Origin of the sequence: Thioclava kandeliae (assembly GCF_040297545.1) — a bacterium.
Lineage (GTDB): Bacteria > Pseudomonadota > Alphaproteobacteria > Rhodobacterales > Rhodobacteraceae > Thioclava > Thioclava kandeliae.
The window spans coordinates 1-20352 of sequence record NZ_JAYWLC010000001.1 but is presented as its reverse complement, the minus strand read 5'-3'; the positions used below and the strand labels follow the sequence as shown (position 1 = coordinate 20352).

Below are 20352 nucleotides of genomic sequence, written 5' to 3'. Positions count from 1 at the left end.
GCTTGCTCACGAAGGCTCAAGATTGCGTTACTCAATGCATGGCATGGCCATGGGAATGTTCTGAAGGATTATGACAATGCGCATTCAATTGACCGGTATCGCCCTTCTGGCCTGCACGACGCTGGCTGCGTGTGGAAGCAGCGGCAGCAGTGGCGGGGGCAGCGGGAGCCTGTCTCTGGCCGAAGCTAATAATATTGTTTCACAATATAATGCTATCGAAGATGCCTTGGAGAGCGGTGATGCCACTCTGGCGACCGATGCAACGGGCGAGGTCTCGATGTCGGGCTATATGGGCTTTGGCGTAGACGAGACCGAGGACAGCTATACCGAAGCCCTTGGCGAGCTGTCGATGGATGTCGATTTCGATAACGGCACCGTATCGGGGACCGCGCAGAATTTCGCGCTCTATGAGGCGAATGACGATGACGGATATAGCAGCAAGGACAGCGACCTAGATGGCATGCTTGCGGTCGATGGCACGATCTCCTCGGCGGTGATCGATGCCTCGGTGACCGGCACTCTGTCCGATGGCGAGGGCTCCGGGACGGTCGATTTCGTCATGGAGGGTGGCGTCTTCGAGCAGGATGACGAGCTGATGGCGATCGGGGATGTCGATGGTCTCATCACCTTCGATGACGAGAGCACGTTCGAGAGCAGCGGCGGATTCTACGCGCGCGAGGATTGAGCGGATCTGGATTTTGTCTGACTGGATGCGCCGGAGACCGGCGCATCTTTCGCATTTCGAGGCCCCATGCGTTCTTGTGCTTCTTTCCATTATCTCTGTGCGGCGCTTGGCGCTGCATGTCTTCTTGCCATTCTTCTTGCTGCTGGCCCCTTGCGCGCCGAGCAGACACGCAGCGTCGCGGACTGGATGGGCGTGGCGACCCGTCTCGATGCCGAGGGAAAACCCCTCTCGGCCCTGAGGATCTACGGTGATATTGCCGCACAGCGTCCCGATTACACGCCAGCAACCCATGCGCTGGATCGCGTTCTCGCGCAGATCGGATCAGCGCGTCGCAGCGAGGCGATCCTGAAATATGTCCTGCAGGGGGAGCGCACGCATCGTGCGCCCTATCTGGCGGCCCTGCGCCGGCTTGATGCTACCCATCCTTTCCGCTTCTCCTTCTCGGGCGGTCTTCTGCCCTCGAGTAATGTCTCGCGCACGTCTTCGCAGACCTATCTGATTACCGATTTCGGGACGTTCCTGATTGCAAATGGTGGCGAGGAGGAATCAGGGATCGGGGCCGAAGCCTCGCTCGAAGGCGATTGGGTGCTCCAGCCCGCGCTTGGGCACCGGCTGCATCTGCGCCCGTCGCTCTCGGGAGAATGGTATAGCCAGCGGCAGCTGCGGTTTCTCCAGCCCTCGCTGGCGCTGGCCTATGAAAACCTGACCGGACGGGATGACTGGGGGCTGACTGCCTCTGCGCGCTATCGGGCCTATGACGGGCGGGCCGACGAGAACACCTCGGGCCATCGCGCCTACGGGATCAGCGCCTATAAACGCTGGATGCTCGAGGCCGTGCCGCTGGAGCGCGCGATGGTCACCGGTGCCGCCCTTGCCGAATACCGCGATTATTTCGACAAGGACGGGTATGACGGGCGGTTCTATCAACTGAGCAGCACATTCCAGCATCGCGCGGGTCGGGCCAGCCTGTCCTATGGGGCGCGGATCAGTCGGTCCGATGTCCGGCTCGATTACCACCGCTATGACGCTGCGGGCCTCACGCTCGGGGTCTCGCGCCCGCTTGGCCAGTCGATCGCGGGCGGCGCGTCGTTGCGCTATGACTGGCGTTTCTACGATGCCGACTTCCCGTTAATGGGTGAGCCCCGCAAGGATCGGGTGGCCGCACTCAGTGTCTTTGCCACATTGCGCGATATCCGTATCGGCGACAGCTCTCCGCGGATCCGTTGCGGCTATACTACCAGCGCATCCAATATCGCGCTCTATGACTATGAAAGTTTCGATTGCGGGCTATCGCTTGATTTGACCTTTTGATCAGGTTTTGCTTGCGCGGACGCCAGACCCGCGGCAATAGGAGGCATGACCGACTTGCCTCAGATCCTCTGTATCGGCTCCGTCCTTTGGGACATCATTGGCCGAACGCCTGCCCCGATGCGGTTCGGGGCCGACCAGCCCGGACGCATTACGCGCCTGCCGGGCGGGGTTGCAATGAATATCGCCATGACGCTGACGCGTTTTGGCATGACACCCGTTCTTCTCTCGGCGGTAGGCCGCGACACGCAGGGGGTCGAACTTCTGGCACAGGCCGAGCGCCTTGGCATTGACGCACGCCATGTCTACCGCTCGGCGGATCTGCCGACCGACCGTTATATGGCCATCGAATGCGCGACCGGTCTGGTCGCGGCGCTGGCGGATGCCCATTCGCTTGAGGCTGCGGGCGATAAAATCCTCGCACCTCTGGCCGATGGCCGTCTGGGTAACGCGGAGGCCCCATGGAGCGGGCCTGTGGCGCTTGATGGCAACCTGACCACAGATCTTCTGGCACAGATCGCGCGTTCGCCGCTCTTTGCCAAGGCCGATCTGCGTGTGGCGCCCGCCAGCCCGGGCAAGGCCGAGCGTCTGCTGCCGCTTCTCAATCACCCCAAAGCCACGCTTTATGTCAATCTCGAGGAAGCGGGGATCCTCTGCCAGACCGAGTTCGGCTCGGCGCGTGAGGCGGCTGAAGGTCTGGCCAGACGCGGCGCCAAGCGGGCACTTGTGACCGATGGTGGCAGGGATGCGGCCGATATGTCGGAGGCAGGCATCCTCACCGCCTGCCCGCCCGAAGTTCTCGTAACCCGCGTGACAGGCGCGGGTGATACGTTCATGGCCGCCCATCTGGTGGCCGAATATGCCGGCCAGACGCGCGAGGACGCCTTGTCGCGCGCGCTCTTGGCTGCGGCCCGTTATGTGTCCGGAGATATTGCGACATGACCGATCTACTTGTCTTCACCCCCGAAGTGCGCGCTGCCCTCGATGCGGGCCAACCCGTAGTGGCACTCGAATCCACCATCATTACCCATGGCATGCCCTTCCCGCAGAATGTGGAGACTGCCCGCAAGGTCGAGGATACGATCCGCGCCGAAGGGGCTGTGCCCGCGACGATCGCGCTGATGAAGGGACGCATCCATATCGGGCTCAGCGATGCCGAGCTGGACGAGCTGGCCAAGGCGGAGGGCGTGATGAAGGTCTCGCGCGCCGATATGGCCGTCTGCCTTGCGCGCGGCGCCTATGGGGCCACAACGGTGGCCGCCACGATGATCTGCGCGGCACGCGCGGGGATCTCGGTCTTTGCCACCGGCGGGATCGGTGGCGTGCATCGCGGGGCCGAGGAGAGCTTCGACATTTCCGCCGATCTGGCGGAGCTGGGCCAGACCGCCGTGACCGTGGTTTGCGCCGGTGCCAAGGCGATCCTCGATCTGCCCAAGACCTTCGAGGTGCTGGAAACCGATGGCGTGCCGGTCTTCGCCTATGGGCAGGACGAGCTTCCGGCCTTCTGGTCGCGCAGCTCCGGGCTGACGGCACCGCTGCGGGCCGATAGCGCTGCCGAGATCGCCAGGGCGGCGATCATGCGCGCGGCGCTCGGGCTCGAGGGCGGCCAGCTTGTCGCCAATCCGATCCCCGAGGCCGCCGAGATCCCGCGCGAGGTGATCCTGCCCGTGGTCGAGCAGGCACTGTCCGAGGCTCAGGCGCAGGGCATCACCGCCAAGGCGGTGACGCCCTTCCTGCTGCAGCGTATTTTCGAGCTGACCGAGGGCCGCTCGCTCAAGGCCAATATCGAGCTGGTGCTGAACAATGCGCGTCTTGCCTCGCAGATCGCGAAAGAAATGGCCGCCTTGCGCTAGGGCCTTATTGCTAAAACCGGAGGGCTCTCCCATCTAGGGTGGATGTCCTCCGGACCATTCGGGGGATTCGTGATTTTGCAGGACGTTCCATGACCCCCACAGAGCCCAAACCCAAGCCCCGCCGCCGCTTTGCCGCGATCCGGGCATCGTTTCTGACAGGGCTCGTCGTGATCCTGCCCATCGGTCTGACCGCGTGGCTGATCTGGACGGTTGCGGGCTGGGTCGATGGCTGGGTGCTGCCGCTTGTGCCCCACGAGCTGCGCCCCGAGCATTATATCGGCGTCAATCTGCGCGGTATCGGGGTTCTGATCTTCCTCCTGTTCACCCTGATCGTCGGCTGGTTTGCCAAGGGCTTCTTCGGCCGTGCGCTGTTGCGTCTGGGCGAGGCGATCGTCAATCGCATGCCGGTGGTGCGCTCGGTCTATTCCGGCATTAAACAGATCGCGGAGACCGTCTTCAGCCAGGGCGAGGAGAAGTTCGACCGTGCCTGCATCATCGAATATCCGCGCCCCGGCATGAAGGCGATGGCTTTTGTCTCGGCCCGCACAAAAGGAGAGATCGCGCGGCTTGCCGATAACCCCGAAGACCCGCTGATTGCGGTCTTCATGCCCACGACCCCCAACCCGACCTCGGGCTTCCTGATGTTCGTGCCACAGTCGCAGATCACCTATCTGGATATGCCGATCGAGGATGCGGCCAAGCTGATCATCTCGGCGGGTCTGGTCTATCCGTCGGAAAAAGAACAGCCACAAACCCGCTGAAACTCAACCGAAAAGCTCCGACAGGTTGACGGAGGGCTCGCGTCCGATCTTATCGGCATGGGCCTCCAGAAACCGGTCGGCGGCATGCTGGCCTGCGGTTTTCAGCCGGTCGAGCATCCCGAAGCTCGGTGTGATCTTCGAGCTCTGCCCGAGCGAGAGCATAGTCTCGTCATCGGCGATCATATGGATCAGCACATCCTTCATCGTGCCCTCGGGCAGATGTTTCTCGGCGATCACACGGCGGGCGAAATTGATCGCGCGCAATTCGCGCAGGAGCGAGGTGTTGAACGAGATCTCGGTGATCCGCTCCTCGATCTGTTGCGGCGTCGTGGGAACGCTGTCGCGCGCCATCGGATTGATGCTCACGATCAGGATGTCCCGCGGATATTGCGGCTCGAAGAGCGGAAATAGCGCGGGATTCCCGGTATAGCCGCCATCCCAATAGGCCTCGTGCCGCCCCGTCGCCTTGTCCTCGATCTCGATGGCACGGAACAGGTTGGGCAGGCAGGCCGAGGCCAGAAGCGCATCGGGCGTTACCTCGGCGCCCGAAAATACGCGGATCTTGCCGGTGCGCACATTGGTGGCCGAGACATAGAAGGCAGGGCCATCCTTGCAGCATACGCTCTCGAATTCCAGATCGCGCACGACGCGCTCTAACGGATTGATATAGAATGGTCCCGAGTCGTATGGCGAAAAGAGCCGCAGCCAGTTTTCGATGTAGAAGGACGGCGTGAAGAGATCGAGCCAACGCGTCACGGTATCGGGATAGGGCAGAAAAGCCGACATCCAGCGGTCGGTGCGCAGGTCGCTACCCTCGGCCACCTGCCCCCAGAGCCATGCCAGCGCCTCGCGTGCGGCCTCCCGCCCGATCCGGCCCTGACCCTGCGCCAGCCCCGATTTCAGCGCGGCCCCGTTGAGCGCACCTGCCGAGGTGCCGGAAATGGCGGCGATTTCCAGCCAGTCCTCGTCCAGCAACCTGTCAAGGACACCCCAAGTGAAGGCGCCATGCGCCCCACCTCCCTGTAGCGCGAGATTGATCCGCCTGCTTTCCATCGAAGCCCCCGAATGTTGCAAAGCCTGTAAGCACCCGCCCGAAGCGGTTTGAACACCGTGATCGGCCCCGAAAGACCGCAGAACTCGCAAAAAAAGGGGACCCCCCTTTTTGATCTTATAATGCGGTCCAGCCCCCATCGACCGAAATCGTGGTGCCGGTGATCTGTGCCGCAGCCTCCGAGCACAGGAAAACCGCCGTGCCGCCGATCTGTTCGACAGTCGCGAACTGTTTCGAGGGCTGCCGGTCGAGGATGATCTTCTCGACCGCCTCTTCCTCGGTCATGTTGTATTTCTTGGCGGTGTCGGGGATCTGCGCCTCGACGAGCGGCGTATGCACATAGCCCGGGCAGATCGCATTGGCGGTGATCGCCTCTTTCGCGGTCTCCAGCGCTACGACCTTGGTCATGCCCACAACGCCGTGCTTGGCCGAGACATAGGCCGATTTATATGGCGAGGCTGTCAGGCCATGGGCCGAGGCGATATTGACCACCCGTCCCCAACCCGCCTTGCGCATCATCGGCAGAGCAACGGCCGTGGTATGGAAGGCCGAATTGAGCATGATCGCAATGATCGTATCCCATTTCTCGACGGGAAATTCGTCGATGGGGGCCACATGCTGAATGCCGGCATTGTTGACGAGGATGTCGCAATGCCCCGCCTGCTCGATCAGTCCGCGCGCCTCCGCGCCCTTGGAGAGATCGGCCTTGATATAGCGGGCTTCAACGCCAAACTCCTGTGCGATGCTTTTCGCGAGATCGTGATCCTCGGGCCGGTCGGTAAAAGAATTCAGAACAACATTTGCGCTCGCGCGTGCAAGCTCTCGCGCAACGCCGAGACCAATTCCCGAATTAGATCCGGTAATAACTGCAGATTTTCCCTTAAGGCTCATCTGGCCCTCCTCTGGATAATATCCCTGATCATCATCCTAGAGCCGAATCTGGCAAGGTCCAATCACGCTAAAATCCACAATATCACGCAGGAGTGCGGCTTTTTTTGCTTGCGTTCGCGAATCGCATCAAGCAAAAGCAGCCCATCATCTGAAACTGCTTCGTCGATGCGACGCCAAGACCATTTGGCGCATCCTTGAATTGTTCCAGTTCAAAAAACCTGCGCGTTCATGGCATTAATGGATGCAACTGCAGCGAGAACTGAGCAAGGAACTGCATTGACCAAAAAAAACGCCCGCACGAGGCGGGCGCTAAGTCATGAGGCAGGTTTCATACAGGCAAGAAACCTATCGAGCAGTGAGTTTGTTATAGGCCGTTCTGCGCGCAGTTTCAAAGGGAAAATTGCGTAAGTCCCGTTGCTCGGTTAGATTTCCTGTAAATAACACGAGCAGAAACGGAATTATCGCGATGCAGAACCCCGCTCTCAGACGCATGCTTTTGGGCGCTATGCTTGCCGCAAGCCCTTTAATCCTTGGGCATGAGGCGCTTGCAGCACCGCAGCATGCGATCGCCATGACTGGTGCGCCCGCCCTGCCCGATAATTTCGACCATCTTCCCTATGCCAACCCCGATGCACCCAAGGGCGGAACGTTGAAACTGGGTGAGGTTGGCACGTTCGATTCGCTCAACCCGTGGATTCTGCTGGGCCGTCCGGCGACGGGAATCACCCAGTATGTGACCGAGTCGCTGATGGCGCGCTCGATCGATGAACCCTTCACCCTCTACGGGCTATTGGCGCAATCGGTGGAGACCGATGATGCGCGCAGCTATGTGGAATACACCCTTCGCCCCGAGGCGCATTTCTCCGATGGCAAGCCCGTGACGGTGGAGGATGTGATCTGGTCCTATAAAACGCTCGGCGAAAGCGGGCATCCGCGCTATCGCAACGCATGGGCCAAGGTCAAGGAGATCACCCAGACCGGTCCACGCTCGGTCCGGATCACCTTCAATGCGCCCGACCGCGAGCTGGCACTCCTGATGGGTATGCGGCCCATTCTGGAAAAGGCGCAATGGGAGGGCAAGGATTTCGAGGCGACCACCGATATGATCCCAGTGGGCTCGGGCCCCTATGTGGTCGATCAGGTATCGAACGGCAAATTCATCAGCTTCAAGAAAGACCCCGACTGGTGGGGCAAGGATGTGAACTTCAATCACGGGCTTTGGAATTTCGACGAGATCCGCCATGATTATTTCAAGGATGGCAATGTGATCTTCGAAGCTTTTAAAGCGGGAGATGTAGATGCGTGGCGCGAGGCCAGCGATGCCCGTTGGCAGAATAGCTATAATTTCGCCGCAGCCCAATCGGGCGAGATCGTCAAAGACGAGATCCCCAATGCCCGCCCCTCCGGCATTGACGGGCTGGTGATGAATACCCGTAATCCGCTCTTCAAGGACTGGCGCGTGCGCGAGGCGCTGACCGAGGTGTTCAATTTCGAGTTCATCAACAAAACACTGAACAATGGTGCCGAACCCCGTGTCACCTCGTTCTTTTCCAATTCCGAACTGGGGATGCAGGAGGGTCCGGCGACAGGCAAGGTGAAGGCGCTTCTGGAACCCTATGCCAAGGATCTTGCGCCCGGCACGATGGAGGGCAATCCCCTGCCTGTCTCCGATGGCCGAGAAATGAACCGAAAGAACACCCGTAAGGCCCTGAAACTCCTTTCGGATGCGGGGTGGGAGGTCGGTCAGGACGGCGTGTTGCGCAATCCGCAAGGCCAGCCCTTCCGCTTCGAGATCCTGCTGCGTCAGGGTGGCGGCTATGGCAGCGGTCCGTATGATCCGCAATCGGTCGTTGATATCTATGTGCAGGCGCTCAAGCGCGTGGGTATCGAGGCCACTGTGACCACGATCGATGACGCGCAATATGTGCAGCGCAGTCGGAACTACCAGTTCGATATGACATGGTATTGGCGCGCGCTCTCGCTCAGCCCAGGCAACGAGCAGATGCTCTATTGGGGCTCGAACGGCGTCGAGCAGCCCGGTAGCTGGAACTGGATGGGCATGGACAGCCCCGCGGCAGAAGCGATGATCACCCATATGCTGGAGGCCACCGATCGCGAGGATTATGTGGCTGCCGTGCGTGCGCTGGACCGGATCCTGACCGAAGGCCGCTATGTGATCCCCGCATGGTATTCCAAGACCTCGAGGCTTGCGCATAAATCCAGCCTTCATTATCCGGAAACCCTGCCGGTTTACGGTGATTGGCCGGGCTTCATGCCCGATACTTGGTGGTATGAGGCGAAAAAATGAAAACACTCGTTTTGCTTGGCTTGCTGATGGTCTCCCTGAGCGCGTGCAACACGGTTGCGGGCATGGGAGAGGATGTCTCGGGCGGTGCGCGCACGGTTCAGGGCTGGATGTACTGACAGCCTCGGATGCAGCAGGATCGGAAAGGGCCGTGCCGCGGGCACCGGCCCTTTTGCTATGGCGGAAATCCGCGCCTGAGCGTGAGAATTTTTGGAACCGGACCAGAGCGTTCCGGCTTGTCTCCTCAAGGAAATGGAGCGCCACCGCGCGTGACGCCGAGACGAAGGAGGCTGCCATGAAATGGGCACATGTCGAAGAAAACTGGACCGCGTTCAACGAAGCGATCATCGACCGCTGGCCGGAGCTGACCGAAGAGGATCTCGAGGAGATCGACGGTGACCGGCGCGCCTTCGTCGCGGCGATTGTCGAGGCCACGGGCGAGGAGCCCGAGGATGTGGTCGAGCAGCTGCGCGAATGGCTTGCGGGCGAGCTGCCCTCGGATGTCGTGATGGATCCCACCCATGACAACCAGTCCATGCGCAACTCGTCCAAATATGTCGGCGAAGGCGAGGACGAGTATGACCGTGACGAGAGTTTCGGTGATGACGAGGAAGAGGATGGCTCGGCCTGAGCCCCTCTTGACCATCCGCGCGCGGCCTGAGACAGAGGGCTGACACCCTTTAGGAGAGCCTCATGATCGCGCTTGATATCTTTGCCGACCCGGTCTGCCCTTTCTGCCTGATCGGCTACGAGCGGCTCAACCGTGCGTTGGCGGAGCGGCCCGATCATCCGTTCCGGCTGGCATGGCACCCCTTCCAGCTGAACCCCGCGATGCCACGCGAGGGCATGAACCGCGCCGATTACCTGCAGGCCAAATTCGGTCAGGACGGCGCGGTCAGGATGCACCAGCAGCTACTGGATATCGCCGCGGCCGACAATCTGCCGCTCGACCCCCTGAAAGTGATCCGCCAGCCCAATACACTTGATGCGCTGCGTCTGGTCTATTGGGCGGGGCTCGAGGAACGTGGCACGGCAGTGATGTCGGGGCTGATGACCGCCCATTGGTATGAGGGGCGTGATATCGGTGATCCGCGGGAGCTGGTGGAAATCGCCAAGAATGCGGGGCTCGATGCGGAGATGACGGCGCGGCTTCTGGCGAGCGATGCCGATCGCGATACCATCGCCACCCGTGACGCCCATGCGCGCGAACGCGGGATCACTGCGGTGCCGACCTTCATTGTCTCAAACACCCACGCCATTTCGGGCGCGCAACCCAAAGAGCTCTGGCTTCAGGTGATCGACGAGCTGTCGGGCGCACCGGATGGCACCGTTCTGAACTGAGCGTTTCAGTTCTCGCACATTTCCGTGTGGGCCTGTGCCTTTTTGCGCGGGCTTAAAGATGGACGACCTGAGGCTGCTTACTATAGTCAGCCTTAGAATATACCCCATTTATCGAGATATTCATGACTCATCTGGACCACAGCGTTGCCCAGACGGCCCGAACCCTGTCGCTGCGCGAGTTCACCGTCATGCTGGCTTCCCTGATCGCAACCGTCGCGTTTTCGATCGATGCGATGCTCCCTGCCCTCGGCGATATCGCCGCAGCCCTTACCCCCGAGGATGTCAACCGCGCACAACTCGTGCTGACCTCCTTCGTCTTCGGGATCGGTGCAGGCACGTTCTTCGTCGGGCCGATCTCGGATGCGTTCGGGCGCCGGATCACGATCGCGGGCGGGATTGTCGTCTACATCATCGGGGCACTGATCGCGGCCTCCGCGCAAACGCTGGAAGCGCTTCTGTTCGCGCGCTTCATCCAAGGGCTTGGTGCCGCCGCCCCGCGTCTGGTGCCGATGGCATTGGTGCGCGACATGTATGCGGGTCGAGAGATGGCGCAGGTCACCTCGATCATCATGATGATCTTCATCATCGTGCCCGCCCTCGCGCCCTCGATCGGTGCGGTGATCATCGCTTTCTCCGAATGGCGCGCGATCTTCTATGTCTTCTGCGTCTTCGGCCTGATCGGGGTCAGCTGGCTCTTCCTGCGCCAGCCCGAAACCCTGCCCCCCGAGCGTCGCCGCCCGCTGAAATTCAAGCCGCTTCTGGCCGGGGCTGTCGAAGTGATCTCCGACAGTCAGGTGCGCCTCTTCATCATCATCATGACGCTCGGTTTTGCGCAGATGTTCTCGGCGGTCAGTTCGGCCGAGCAGCTCTACAAGGCCTATGGCGTGACCGACCGCTTCCCGCTCTGGTTCGCGCTCGGCGCGCTGATGGCAGGCAGCTTCTCCTTCATCAACTCGCGCCTCGTCGTGCGTCTGGGGATGCGCCGCATCGTGTCAGTGGCTTACCGGGTCCAGGTGGTGATCTCGCTCGTCATGCTGGGGCTCGAGCTTTCCGGCATGCCACAATCGGGTTGGGGCTTTGCGGTGTTCTTCCTCTATTTCGTGTCGGTTTTCGCGATGGCGGGGATTACCTTCGGCAATCTCAACGCGCTGGCTATGCAGAATATGGGCCATCTGGCGGGCATGGCGGCCTCGGTCATCACCGCGCTCTCGACGCTCGGATCAGTGCTGATTGCGGCACCTGTCGGGCTGGCCTTCAACGGCACCGTGATGCCGCTGGTGATTGCGACCTGTCTGTGTTCGGGACTGGCCGCGATCCTCATGACACGGACCAACAACGACGTGTAAATAAAAGAGAAGCCGGGGAAATCCCCGGCTTTCTTATTTCTTCGCCTTCTCGGCCTCGCGCACTTTGGCCGCCAGATCGCGGGCGATCGCGAAGGTTCCCTTGATCTTGTCGGCATCATTGGCCCAGTCGCGCCGGATGATCAGCTTGTTGTCGCGCAGCTTTGCCAAATCACGTTCCGTCGTAAGATAATCGACCAAGCCTGCGGGATTGGGGAACTTATCGTTATGGAACTGGATCGTGACGCCTTTCGGTCCGGCATCCAGCTTGCCGATATGGGCCCGTTTGCACATGCCCTTGATGCGGATCACCAGCAGGAGCGTATTCACCTCCTTGGGGAGCGGCCCAAACCGGTCGATCAGCTCGGCGGCAAAGCCTTCCATCTCGACCTTGGTCACCACTTGGCTCAACCGGCGGTAAAGACCCAGACGCACATCCAGATCGGGGATATAGCTCTCGGGGATCGTGACCGGAACGCCGATATTGATATTGGGCGACCATTCGCCATCGGACACATCCTCGCCCAGCTCGCCCGATTTCAGCTTCGAGATCGTTTCCTCGAGCATGGACTGGTAAAGCTCATAGCCCACTTCCTTGATATGGCCGGATTGCTCTTCACCCAAGATGTTGCCTGCGCCCCGCAAGTCCAGATCCTGACTTGCAAGATTGAACCCTGCGCCAAGGCTGTCGAGCGAGCCCAGTAGCCGCAGCCGTCTGGTCGCCTGCGGTGTCAGCGGCATGCGCGGTTTGGTCGTCAGATAGCAATAGGCCCTCATCTTGGACCGCCCGACCCGCCCGCGGATCTGGTAGAGCTGGCTCAGGCCGAACATATCTGCGCGGTGGATGACCATCGTATTGGCAGTCGGGATATCGAGGCCCGATTCAACGATCGTTGTGGCCAGCAAGACATCATATTTACCGTCATAAAAGGCATTCATCCGCTCGTCGAGTTCACCCGCCGCCAGTTGCCCATGCGCGGTGATGAAGCTGACCTCGGGCACCTCGTTGCGCAGGAAGTCTTCTATCGCGGCCAGATCGGTGATGCGCGGCACGACATAGAAGCTTTGCCCGCCACGGAAACGCTCGCGCAGCAGTGCCTCGCGGATGGTGACGGTGTCGAATTCCGAGACATAGGTGCGGATTGCCAGACGGTCCACCGGCGGTGTTCCGATGACCGATAGATCCCTGACTCCGGTCAGCGAAAGTTGCAGGGTGCGCGGGATCGGGGTTGCCGTCAGCGTAAGCACATGGATATCCGAGCGCATCTCTTTCAGGCGCTCCTTATGCTGAACGCCAAAATGTTGTTCTTCGTCAATGACGAGGAGGCCAAGGTTCATGAACTTCACCGCCTTGGCCAGCACCGCATGGGTGCCGATGACGATATCGACCGATCCATCCGCCAGCCCTGCGCGCGTGGCTGCAGCCTCCTTGGCCGAGACAAAGCGCGACAGGGGCCGGACATTGATTGCCGTGCCGCGGAACCGTTCGGCAAAGGTCTTGTAGTGCTGGCGGGCCAGCAGCGTTGTGGGTGCGATGATCGCCACCTGCACGCCCGCACTGGCCGCGATAAAGGCGGCGCGCATCGCCACTTCGGTCTTGCCAAAGCCCACATCGCCCACCACCAACCGGTCCATCGGTGTGCCGGATTTCAGGTCGTTCACAACATCCTCGATGGCCGCCAACTGGTCATCGGTCTCGCTATAGGGAAAGCGCGCGGCGAAGGCTTCCCATTCGTGATGCGGCACCTCGAGAATGGAGGCCTTGCGCAGATAGCGCTCCGCCGCGATCCGCATCAGCTTGTCGGCAATCTCGCGGATACGCTGTTTCAGCCGCGCTTTCTTGGCCTGCCATGCGCCGCCACCGAGCTTGTCGAGGAGCCCGTCCTCATGCCCGAACCGGCTGAGCAGTTCGATGTTGACCACCGGAAGGAACAGCCTGTCGCCACCGGCATATTCCAAAAGCACACAATCCAAAGGCGCGCCCAGGGCAGAAACCGTCTCGAGCCCCTTATAACGCCCGACCCCATGATCCACATGGACCACCAGATCCCCTTGAGACAGCGATTGAGCTTCGGTCAGGAAGTTCTCGGCTTTACGTTTCTTTTTGGGTTTTCGGATCAGCCGGTCGCCCAGCACGTCCTGTTCGGAGATCACGGTCAGAGCCGGATCATCGCCCTTGGACGGCGCCTCGAATCCCTGATCCAGCGTCCAGACCGTCAGGTTGACCCCGGGACCGATCTGGCGCGCATCGGTGATAAGCCGTGCGATCTGGAGACCCTCATCCTCCATCAGCCCCTGCAGGCGTTCGCGCGCGCCCTCGGACCACGAGGCAATCACCACCGGCCCGAATTTCAGCCGTGCTTGAATATGGTCTCGCAAGGCCCCGAAAAGGCTCACTTCTTCCCGTTGACGCTCTGGCGCGAAGCTGCGGCCGATCCGCGCTTCCGCATCCAGAATGCCGGGGCCAGGCGGTGCCGACAGCACCTGAAACGCAATCACGCGCCGGTCTTTCAGCGCCTCTTGCCATGCTGCATCATCCAGATAGAGAAGTTTGGGCGCGGCCGGTTTATAGACGCTATCCACCCGATCGCGCCGCGTCATCGCCTCGCGGCGGGTGTCATACTGGTCCGAGATCTGCTCCCAGCGGGTGTCGCGCAACACCGTAGTCTGGTCGTCCAGCATGACCGAAGCCTCTGGAAGATAGTCGAAAATCGTCTCGAGCCTCTCGTGGAAAAAGCCCAGCCAATGCTCCATTCCGGCATGTTTGCGCCCTGCCGAGACCGCCTCGTAAAGCGGATCCTCCGCGCCGCCCGCGCCAAATTCGATCCGGTAATTCTGGCGGAAACGGGTGATGGAAGGCTCGTCGAGGATCACTTCCGATACTGGCGCCAGTTCGATCCGGGTCAACTTCTCGGTCGTGCGCTGGGTGGCCGGATCAAACCGGCGCGCCCCATCGAGCACATCACCCCACAGATCCAACCGTACCGGACCGCCTTCACCGGGTGGATAGATGTCGATGATACCGCCACGAACGGCGAATTCTCCCGCCTCCGAGACCGTCGGCACCGGCGAGAACCCCATCCGCGTCAGAAAGCCGCGCAATGCCTCGTCCTTGAGCTGTCCGCCCACCTTGGCGGTAAAGGAGTTCTCGGCAAGCACCTGACGTGCAGGAATTTTCTGCATGGCGGCCGAAATTGTCGTCAGCAGCACGAAGGGCCCCGGAACCCCCGTTTGCAGCGCTGCCAGAGTAGCCATACGCGCCGCGGAAATCTCGGGATTGGGCGAGACGCGATCATAGGGCAGACAGTCCCACGCCGGAAAACTCAACACGGTGACATGGGGGGCAAAGAAGCCGAGCGCGAGCCGCATCGCCTCGAGCCTGCGGTCATCGCGTGCCACATGCACGACGCTCTGACCCCGTTCCAGCTCGCGCAGAAGCAATCTGGCGTCATAGCCCTCGGGGGCGCCGGAAAGAACGAAATGCGTCATCTTGTGCAGCCTTTGTCTGTTGCGCGCCGTGCGCGCCGGTCGGGGGTTAGATAGGGGCCGTGCTCACCAAAGTCGAATGCTGTGATGGAGAAGATTGATCAGCATTCCCCAGATGGCGGTGAGAAAAATAGAGGCCATTCCAAGCAATTGCACACGGAAGCGGATACGATGCAGCAAATCGGCGATCTGCCCTGCCTCCGCGCGCGTTGCCAGTGCGGCAAGGGTGGCGGCATTGCGCATCGCCATGATCATCACAACGCTCAATGGCACGACCAAAAACAGGCAGGCCTGCGCGAGCTCGGCCCCGTAATAGAACCCGCTGAACACAAGAAAACTCGTCAGACACCACCAGAGCGCCGTAAGCGCCGTGCGCGCGCGGCCAAAACGCAGCAGGCGACGCGCGTTCACGCCGCCAAGCGCCACGAGATCGGGTGCCAGGCTGGTGTCGCGCCGATATTGCGTAACCAGATCATAGGGCACGCCCATGATGAAATGCGAGGCGGTAGACCACGCGACAGCAAGGATCACCCAATACCAAATACTGGAAAATGACCGCATATCGATCAGCGAAAAGAGCGTCTGGCTAAGGTCCACTTTTGTCTTCTTTTTACTGGCTCGCGTGGATGTGTCCTTTTCCTAGCCGATTCAACGCATAGAGGGAAGCATCCATGGACCCAAAAGGCTTGAGTTTCTGGCGTCTGCATGGCACGTCAGCGACAGTAATGGAGACTTATGATGACACCTCTTTTCCCCTCCTTCCCGCATAACCGCATGCGCAGACTGCGCCGCACGGCTGCGCTGCGCGATCTGGTGCAAGAAAACCGCCTGAGCGTCAAAGACCTCATCTGGCCGATTTTCATTACCGATGTCGAAGGGGCGGATGTCGAGGTGCCCTCCATGCCCGGTGTCTTCCGCAAGACCGTCGAGGGGGCTGTGCGCGCCGCCGAGGAAGCCGCCCAGTTGGGCATTCCGGCGCTCTGTCTCTTTCCCTATACCGATCCTTCGGTGAAGACCGAGACCTGCGAAGAGGCGTGGAACCCCGAGAATATCACCAACCGCGTGATCCGCGAGATCAAGAAGCGCGTCCCCGAGATCGCGATCATGACCGATATCGCACTCGATCCCTATAACTCGCTCGGCCATGACGGGCTGGTGAAAGACGGGATTATCCTCAACGACGAAACCGTTGAGGCGCTTGTGAAAATGGCTCTTGCGCAGGCCGAGGCCGGGGCTGATATCCTTGGGCCTTCGGATATGATGGATGGCCGTATCGCCGCGATGCGCAAGGCGATCGAGGATGCGGGCTATGGCCGCGATGTCTCGATCCTGAGCTATTCGGCGAAATTCGCCAGCGTCTATTACAGCCCCTTCCGCGACGCGGTTGGTGCCTCCGGCGCGCTCAAGGGGGACAAAAAAACCTACCAGATGAATCCCGCAAACTCCGATGAGGCGCTGCGACTGGTCGCCCGCGATCTGGCCGAAGGCGCCGATATGGTGATGGTCAAGCCGGGCCAGCCCTATCTTGATGTCTGCCGCCGTGTGAAAGACGAGTTCGGTGTGCCGACCTTCGCCTATCAGGTTTCGGGCGAATACGCGATGGCGATGGCTGCAATCCGCAATGGCTGGCTCGATCATGACAAAGTGATGCTTGAAAGCCTGATCGGGTTCAAACGTGCGGGATGTGACGGGGTGCTGACCTATTTCGCACCGGCGGCTGCCCGCGCATTGGCCAATGGCGGCTGAACAAGCCTCTGGATATAGGCTGGTTTCATCCGATGGGAAGTGACAGGGTCAAATTTTCGGGCTACTCTTTCAGGGAACCAAGGGCATGTCCCATCAAGACGGGCGGTCAAGCCCGATGCAAAATCGAGCGAGAGGCAGTGAGATGATTTCCAGACGTAACCTTCTGGCAATGGGCGGCGCCGCCTGCGGGCTGGCGGCCTGTGGGAACGGTGTGGGCTCCAATGCAGGGCCCCAGATCGATGCGCGCGTCGATGCAACGCGGAACTTCCTGATCAGCCGCTACCCCGGCACGCAGGAGCTGATGGATAAGGCGGTCGGCGTGCTCTATATGCCGCTGGTGACCGAAGCCGGTTTCGGTATAGGTGGCGCCTACGGGCGCGGTGCGCTGCGCATCAACGGCGTAACCGTGGATTATTACGCGATCACCTCGGCCTCCGTGGGTTTCCAGATCGGCGCGCAGCAATATGCCCATGCGCTGTTCTTCATGACCCCCGAGGCGCTTTCGGGGTTCCGTCGCGCCGATGGCTGGCAGATTGGCGCGGATGCGAAATATGCACTTCCCGATCGTGGCGGCTCGCTGGGCACCGATACCACGACCTCGCGCGCACCTGTGATCGCGCTGGTCTTCGGTCAGGCAGGTCTGATCGCGGGGGCCTCGCTGGCCGGTGCAAAATACACCCGCATCATCCCGTAAAATCCATATATTCCAAAAGAAAAGCACGCGATTTTCGCGTGCTTTTTTAATGTCCGGTCGTAGCTGCCTGATCAGCTTCCCAGAATGACCTTCACATAGTTCATGGTCTCCTGATAGGGCGGAATACCGTTATATTTGGCCACCGCCTCCGGACCCGCATTATAAGCCGCCAGAGCATGGCGCCAGTTGCCGAAGCGATCATACATCATGCGCAGATAGCGCGCACCGCCATCAAGATTTTCCTCCGGATCGGCAATATCGACCCCCAGTTTGGCTGCTGTTGCAGGCATCAACTGGGCCAGACCACGCGCGCCGGCATGGGAGACGGCATTGGGATTCCAGCCGCTTTCCTGCTGGATCAGGCGTAGGAACAGATCCGTCGGAATGCCATTTTTCTGGGCGGCCTGCTGCGCGGCAGACATATATTTGCCGCGATATTTTCCGCTATAGCTCGGGATCAGAGCGGCGGCGACGGTCTTGCCATCGGGGCGCAGACGCGAACTATGGGCATATTGTCCCGCCGCCCGCTTGTCGAGAATGCTGGTCTGGTTCCTGAACAGCTGGACGCGGTTCGAACTCGATGCTCCATTCAGCCGAAGCCCTTCGGCAGAGGCGCTGGAAACGGGCGCTATGGCCGCACAGGCGGTGAGCGCAAGGATCGCTGCGACGGTCCCTTTTCGTATCATCATCTGTCCCCGGATTTTTTGCTTAGGCAGGACTATACCCATCACGGGGCAGATGAAAACCCTTTCTGTGTGCCGCAAGGGAAAGAGGGCCGCTTTCCGAATTCACCGCGCCCGCGTCGGTTTCCTGCTTTGCATGCGGGCGCGGTCTGTTATACCCAGCCGAACCAATTTGAATCACGCGGCATGCAGCGCATGTCGGTCAGCCAGCGGAGGTTTTTTGATGGCAGGATCGGTCAACAAGGTCATTATCGTGGGTAACCTCGGCCGTGACCCCGAGGTGCGCAGCTTCTCGAATGGCGGGAAAGTGTGCAACCTGCGGATCGCGACCTCGGAAAACTGGCGCGACCGCGCGACAGGCGAGCGCAAGGAACGCACCGAGTGGCATTCGGTCGCGATTTTCAGCGAACCGCTGGCCAAAATCGCCGAGCAATATCTGCGCAAGGGGTCCAAGGTCTATATCGAGGGCCAGCTGGAAACCCGCAAATGGCAGGACCAGTCCGGTCAGGACCGCTATTCGACCGAGGTCGTGCTGCGCCCCTATCGTGGCGAGCTGACACTGCTGGATGGCCGCAATGATGGCGGTCAGGGTGGCGGTTATGGCGGCGGCCAGAGCGGTGGCGGCTATGGTGGCCCCTCCTCGGGTGGCTATGACGATGGCCCGTCCTCGGGCGGTTACGGTGGCCCCTCGCAGGGCGGCGGCGGCTCCAGCCGTCCCGATTTCGACGACGAGATCCCGTTCTGAGATCCCCGTTCCGGGGCTGAATCCCGAATACGCTCCCTGCCGTTCAACCGGCAGGGAGACACCCGCCCCATTCTCTCCGGTTGAGGCGCAATCCAGGCCCTGAGACGCCCCATCAAATGCCGCTTCGGCGGGAGTTCCGGAGCGCAAGTATCCAAGATCCCTTGCCTCTTTTTGGGTCGCGTTGGAGGACTGCTTATGAAAATCGCGGTTTCGCAATGGCAATGCTGCGTGGAAGACAGGCTCTCGCGGATCGCACGGGATGCCAGACAGGCGTCCCTTTCGGGATGTGATCTCCTTCTTCTCCCCGAGCTTGCCCTTCCCGGCTATAACCGTCCCGATGGCCACAGAGAGCAGGCCCAGCCCCTGAACGGGATCTGGGCCACCTATGTCGCGGAACAGGCCCGAAACAACAGGATTGCCATTGTTTACGGCTGGGCCGAGCGCGGCACGGACGGGATCTACAATTCTGCCTCCGTGATTGCGCCGGATGGCACGCGCCTCGCCCATTACCGCAAGATCCAGCTTTTCGGCGCGATGGAGCAGGCAAACTTCTCTCATGGGCAACAGGCACCGGTCGTCTTCCGCTATCGGGGTCGGAATTTCGGTCTTCTCATCTGTTACGATATAGAATTCCCCGAACATGCGCGTGCGCTTGCGCGGCAGGGCACGGAGATACTCCTGGTGCCGACGGCCAATCCGATAGGCTATGCGCATGTGCCCGATCTTCTGGTCCCTGCCCGCGCCTATGAAAACCGTATGGTCGTGGCCTATGCCAATTACAGTGGTGAGGAGCATGGTCTGTGCTTTGGCGGGCTTTCGATCATCTGCAGCCCCGATGGACAGCCGGTTGCGAAAGCCGGTCTTGGCGATGCGTTGCTGATCGCCGAGATCGGCGATAACCTCTTTGAAGGAGAATATCTGTCCACCCAGATCGCGGATCTGCGCGGAGGGCAGGCAAGGTGATTGCCGGGATCCGTCTTTTCAGGGATGCGGAACGCGTGGGCTTGGCGATCTAGCCATTGGTTGAACTCGGCATCTTCGGTGGGGTTCACGGGGAGAGATCCGGGCGTTGATCCCGCTTCGGGCGAAGTCTGGCGTGACTGTGTTTCTACGCTCTTGTTTCAGACCGACCGTGGCGCCTGACAGATTGATCTGCCTTCGCGGGTCGCGGGGCTAGTCGAGTTTGCCACTGCCGCCGCTCCCACAGCCTTCGGCGGGCGGCTTCGCTCACAGGTCTTCGAGGGCGCCTGTGGCGTGGTGGTCGAACTGGGCGGGATGCGCTTTCCGGTCTCCTCGCGCACTTTCTACCATTATCTGGACCTCATGGGGTGCGAAAGCGCCCCCTGCCCGTACCTGCTGACTCCGGCGGCAGGTTCGACCGTGATCGAGCTTGAAGGCGAGACGCTTTATGCTGCGGTGCTCAGCACCTGCCAGACCCATCTTCTGACCACCGCGATCGA

Annotated in this window: 19 protein-coding genes and 1 pseudogene; 15 read left to right on the top strand and 5 right to left on the bottom strand. The window is 60.8% G+C overall.

Annotation, left to right across the window (positions count from 1 at the left end; genetic code table 11):
• The first annotated feature begins 76 nt into the window (after positions 1–76).
• From VSX56_RS00100 to VSX56_RS00080, 5 genes are all read left to right on the top strand, one after another.
• Positions 77–685 carry a hypothetical protein gene (locus tag VSX56_RS00100; protein ID WP_339112545.1) on the top strand — a complete coding sequence of 203 codons (609 nt, stop codon included), beginning with the start codon at positions 77–79 and terminating at the stop codon, positions 683–685.
• Positions 686–751: 66 nt separating this feature from the next.
• Positions 752–1996, top strand: coding sequence for a surface lipoprotein assembly modifier (locus VSX56_RS00095; protein ID WP_350933944.1), 1245 nt, complete (start codon positions 752–754; stop codon positions 1994–1996).
• 45 nt (positions 1997–2041) lie between these two features.
• Positions 2042–2935, top strand: a complete 894-nt coding sequence (locus VSX56_RS00090; RefSeq protein WP_339112547.1) for a PfkB family carbohydrate kinase — start codon at positions 2042–2044, stop codon at positions 2933–2935.
• Positions 2932–3846 (top strand): pseudouridine-5'-phosphate glycosidase, encoded by a 915-nt coding sequence (locus tag VSX56_RS00085; protein ID WP_350933942.1) that lies wholly within the window; start codon positions 2932–2934, stop codon positions 3844–3846. The genes VSX56_RS00090 and VSX56_RS00085 overlap by 4 nt, the downstream gene beginning before the upstream one ends.
• A gap of 89 nt (positions 3847–3935) precedes the next feature.
• Positions 3936–4607: a DUF502 domain-containing protein gene (locus tag VSX56_RS00080; protein WP_350933940.1), complete on the top strand. Its 672-nt coding sequence runs from the start codon at positions 3936–3938 to the stop codon at positions 4605–4607.
• Positions 4608–4610: 3 nt separating this feature from the next.
• Here the strand turns inward: VSX56_RS00080 and VSX56_RS00075 are convergent, their stop codons facing one another.
• On the bottom strand, positions 4611–5660 hold the full coding sequence (locus VSX56_RS00075; RefSeq protein WP_339112550.1) for a patatin-like phospholipase family protein: 1050 nt from the start codon (positions 5658–5660) through the stop codon (positions 4611–4613).
• A gap of 115 nt (positions 5661–5775) precedes the next feature.
• Positions 5776–6549 carry a 3-hydroxybutyrate dehydrogenase gene (locus VSX56_RS00070; RefSeq protein ID WP_350933938.1) on the bottom strand — a complete coding sequence of 258 codons (774 nt, stop codon included), beginning with the start codon at positions 6547–6549 and terminating at the stop codon, positions 5776–5778.
• A 466-nt stretch (positions 6550–7015) separates the two neighbouring features.
• Here VSX56_RS00070 and VSX56_RS00065 point away from each other — a divergent pair, with 466 nt between their 5' ends.
• The 5 genes from VSX56_RS00065 (at position 7016) to VSX56_RS00045 (ending at position 11541) form a co-directional block, all read left to right on the top strand.
• Positions 7016–8857, top strand: coding sequence for an extracellular solute-binding protein (locus tag VSX56_RS00065; RefSeq protein ID WP_350933936.1), 1842 nt, complete (start codon positions 7016–7018; stop codon positions 8855–8857).
• Positions 8854–8973, top strand: a complete 120-nt coding sequence (locus VSX56_RS00060; protein WP_339112553.1) for an entericidin — start codon at positions 8854–8856, stop codon at positions 8971–8973. The genes VSX56_RS00065 and VSX56_RS00060 overlap by 4 nt, the downstream gene beginning before the upstream one ends.
• Positions 8974–9149: 176 nt before the next feature.
• Positions 9150–9485, top strand: a complete 336-nt coding sequence (locus VSX56_RS00055) for a hypothetical protein (protein ID WP_350933933.1) — start codon at positions 9150–9152, stop codon at positions 9483–9485.
• Between the two features lie 62 nt (positions 9486–9547).
• Positions 9548–10195: a DsbA family oxidoreductase gene (locus VSX56_RS00050; protein WP_350933931.1), complete on the top strand. Its 648-nt coding sequence runs from the start codon at positions 9548–9550 to the stop codon at positions 10193–10195.
• 122 nt (positions 10196–10317) lie between these two features.
• Positions 10318–11541, top strand: a complete 1224-nt coding sequence (locus VSX56_RS00045; protein ID WP_339112556.1) for a multidrug effflux MFS transporter — start codon at positions 10318–10320, stop codon at positions 11539–11541.
• Positions 11542–11574: 33 nt separating this feature from the next.
• On the opposite strand, the gene mfd is transcribed toward VSX56_RS00045, so the two are convergent.
• Positions 11575–15027 carry a transcription-repair coupling factor gene (gene mfd / locus VSX56_RS00040; protein WP_350933929.1) on the bottom strand — a complete coding sequence of 1151 codons (3453 nt, stop codon included), beginning with the start codon at positions 15025–15027 and terminating at the stop codon, positions 11575–11577.
• 63 nt (positions 15028–15090) lie between these two features.
• Positions 15091–15621 (bottom strand): component of SufBCD complex, encoded by a 531-nt coding sequence (locus VSX56_RS00035; protein ID WP_339112558.1) that lies wholly within the window; start codon positions 15619–15621, stop codon positions 15091–15093.
• A gap of 141 nt (positions 15622–15762) precedes the next feature.
• Here VSX56_RS00035 and hemB point away from each other — a divergent pair, with 141 nt between their 5' ends.
• Both hemB and VSX56_RS00025 read left to right on the top strand, forming a co-directional pair.
• A complete protein-coding gene (gene hemB / locus VSX56_RS00030) occupies positions 15763–16770 on the top strand; it encodes a porphobilinogen synthase (protein WP_339114506.1) in 1008 nt (335 codons plus the stop codon).
• A 142-nt stretch (positions 16771–16912) separates the two neighbouring features.
• A complete protein-coding gene (locus VSX56_RS00025) occupies positions 16913–17464 on the top strand; it encodes a lipid-binding SYLF domain-containing protein (protein ID WP_339112559.1) in 552 nt (183 codons plus the stop codon).
• A 71-nt stretch (positions 17465–17535) separates the two neighbouring features.
• Here VSX56_RS00025 and VSX56_RS00020 read toward each other — a convergent pair whose 3' ends face one another.
• On the bottom strand, positions 17536–18150 hold the full coding sequence (locus VSX56_RS00020; protein ID WP_434095999.1) for a lytic transglycosylase domain-containing protein: 615 nt from the start codon (positions 18148–18150) through the stop codon (positions 17536–17538).
• 220 nt (positions 18151–18370) lie between these two features.
• On the opposite strand from VSX56_RS00020, the gene ssb reads away from it, so the two are divergent.
• The 3 genes and pseudogenes from ssb to VSX56_RS00005 all read left to right on the top strand — a co-directional run.
• Positions 18371–18892 carry a single-stranded DNA-binding protein gene (ssb, locus tag VSX56_RS00015; RefSeq protein WP_339112561.1) on the top strand — a complete coding sequence of 174 codons (522 nt, stop codon included), beginning with the start codon at positions 18371–18373 and terminating at the stop codon, positions 18890–18892.
• Positions 18893–19087: 195 nt separating this feature from the next.
• Positions 19088–19855, top strand: coding sequence for a nitrilase-related carbon-nitrogen hydrolase (locus tag VSX56_RS00010; protein WP_350933924.1), 768 nt, complete (start codon positions 19088–19090; stop codon positions 19853–19855).
• Between the two features lie 291 nt (positions 19856–20146).
• A pseudogene (locus VSX56_RS00005) lies at positions 20147–20352 on the top strand (hypothetical protein); the annotation flags it as partial.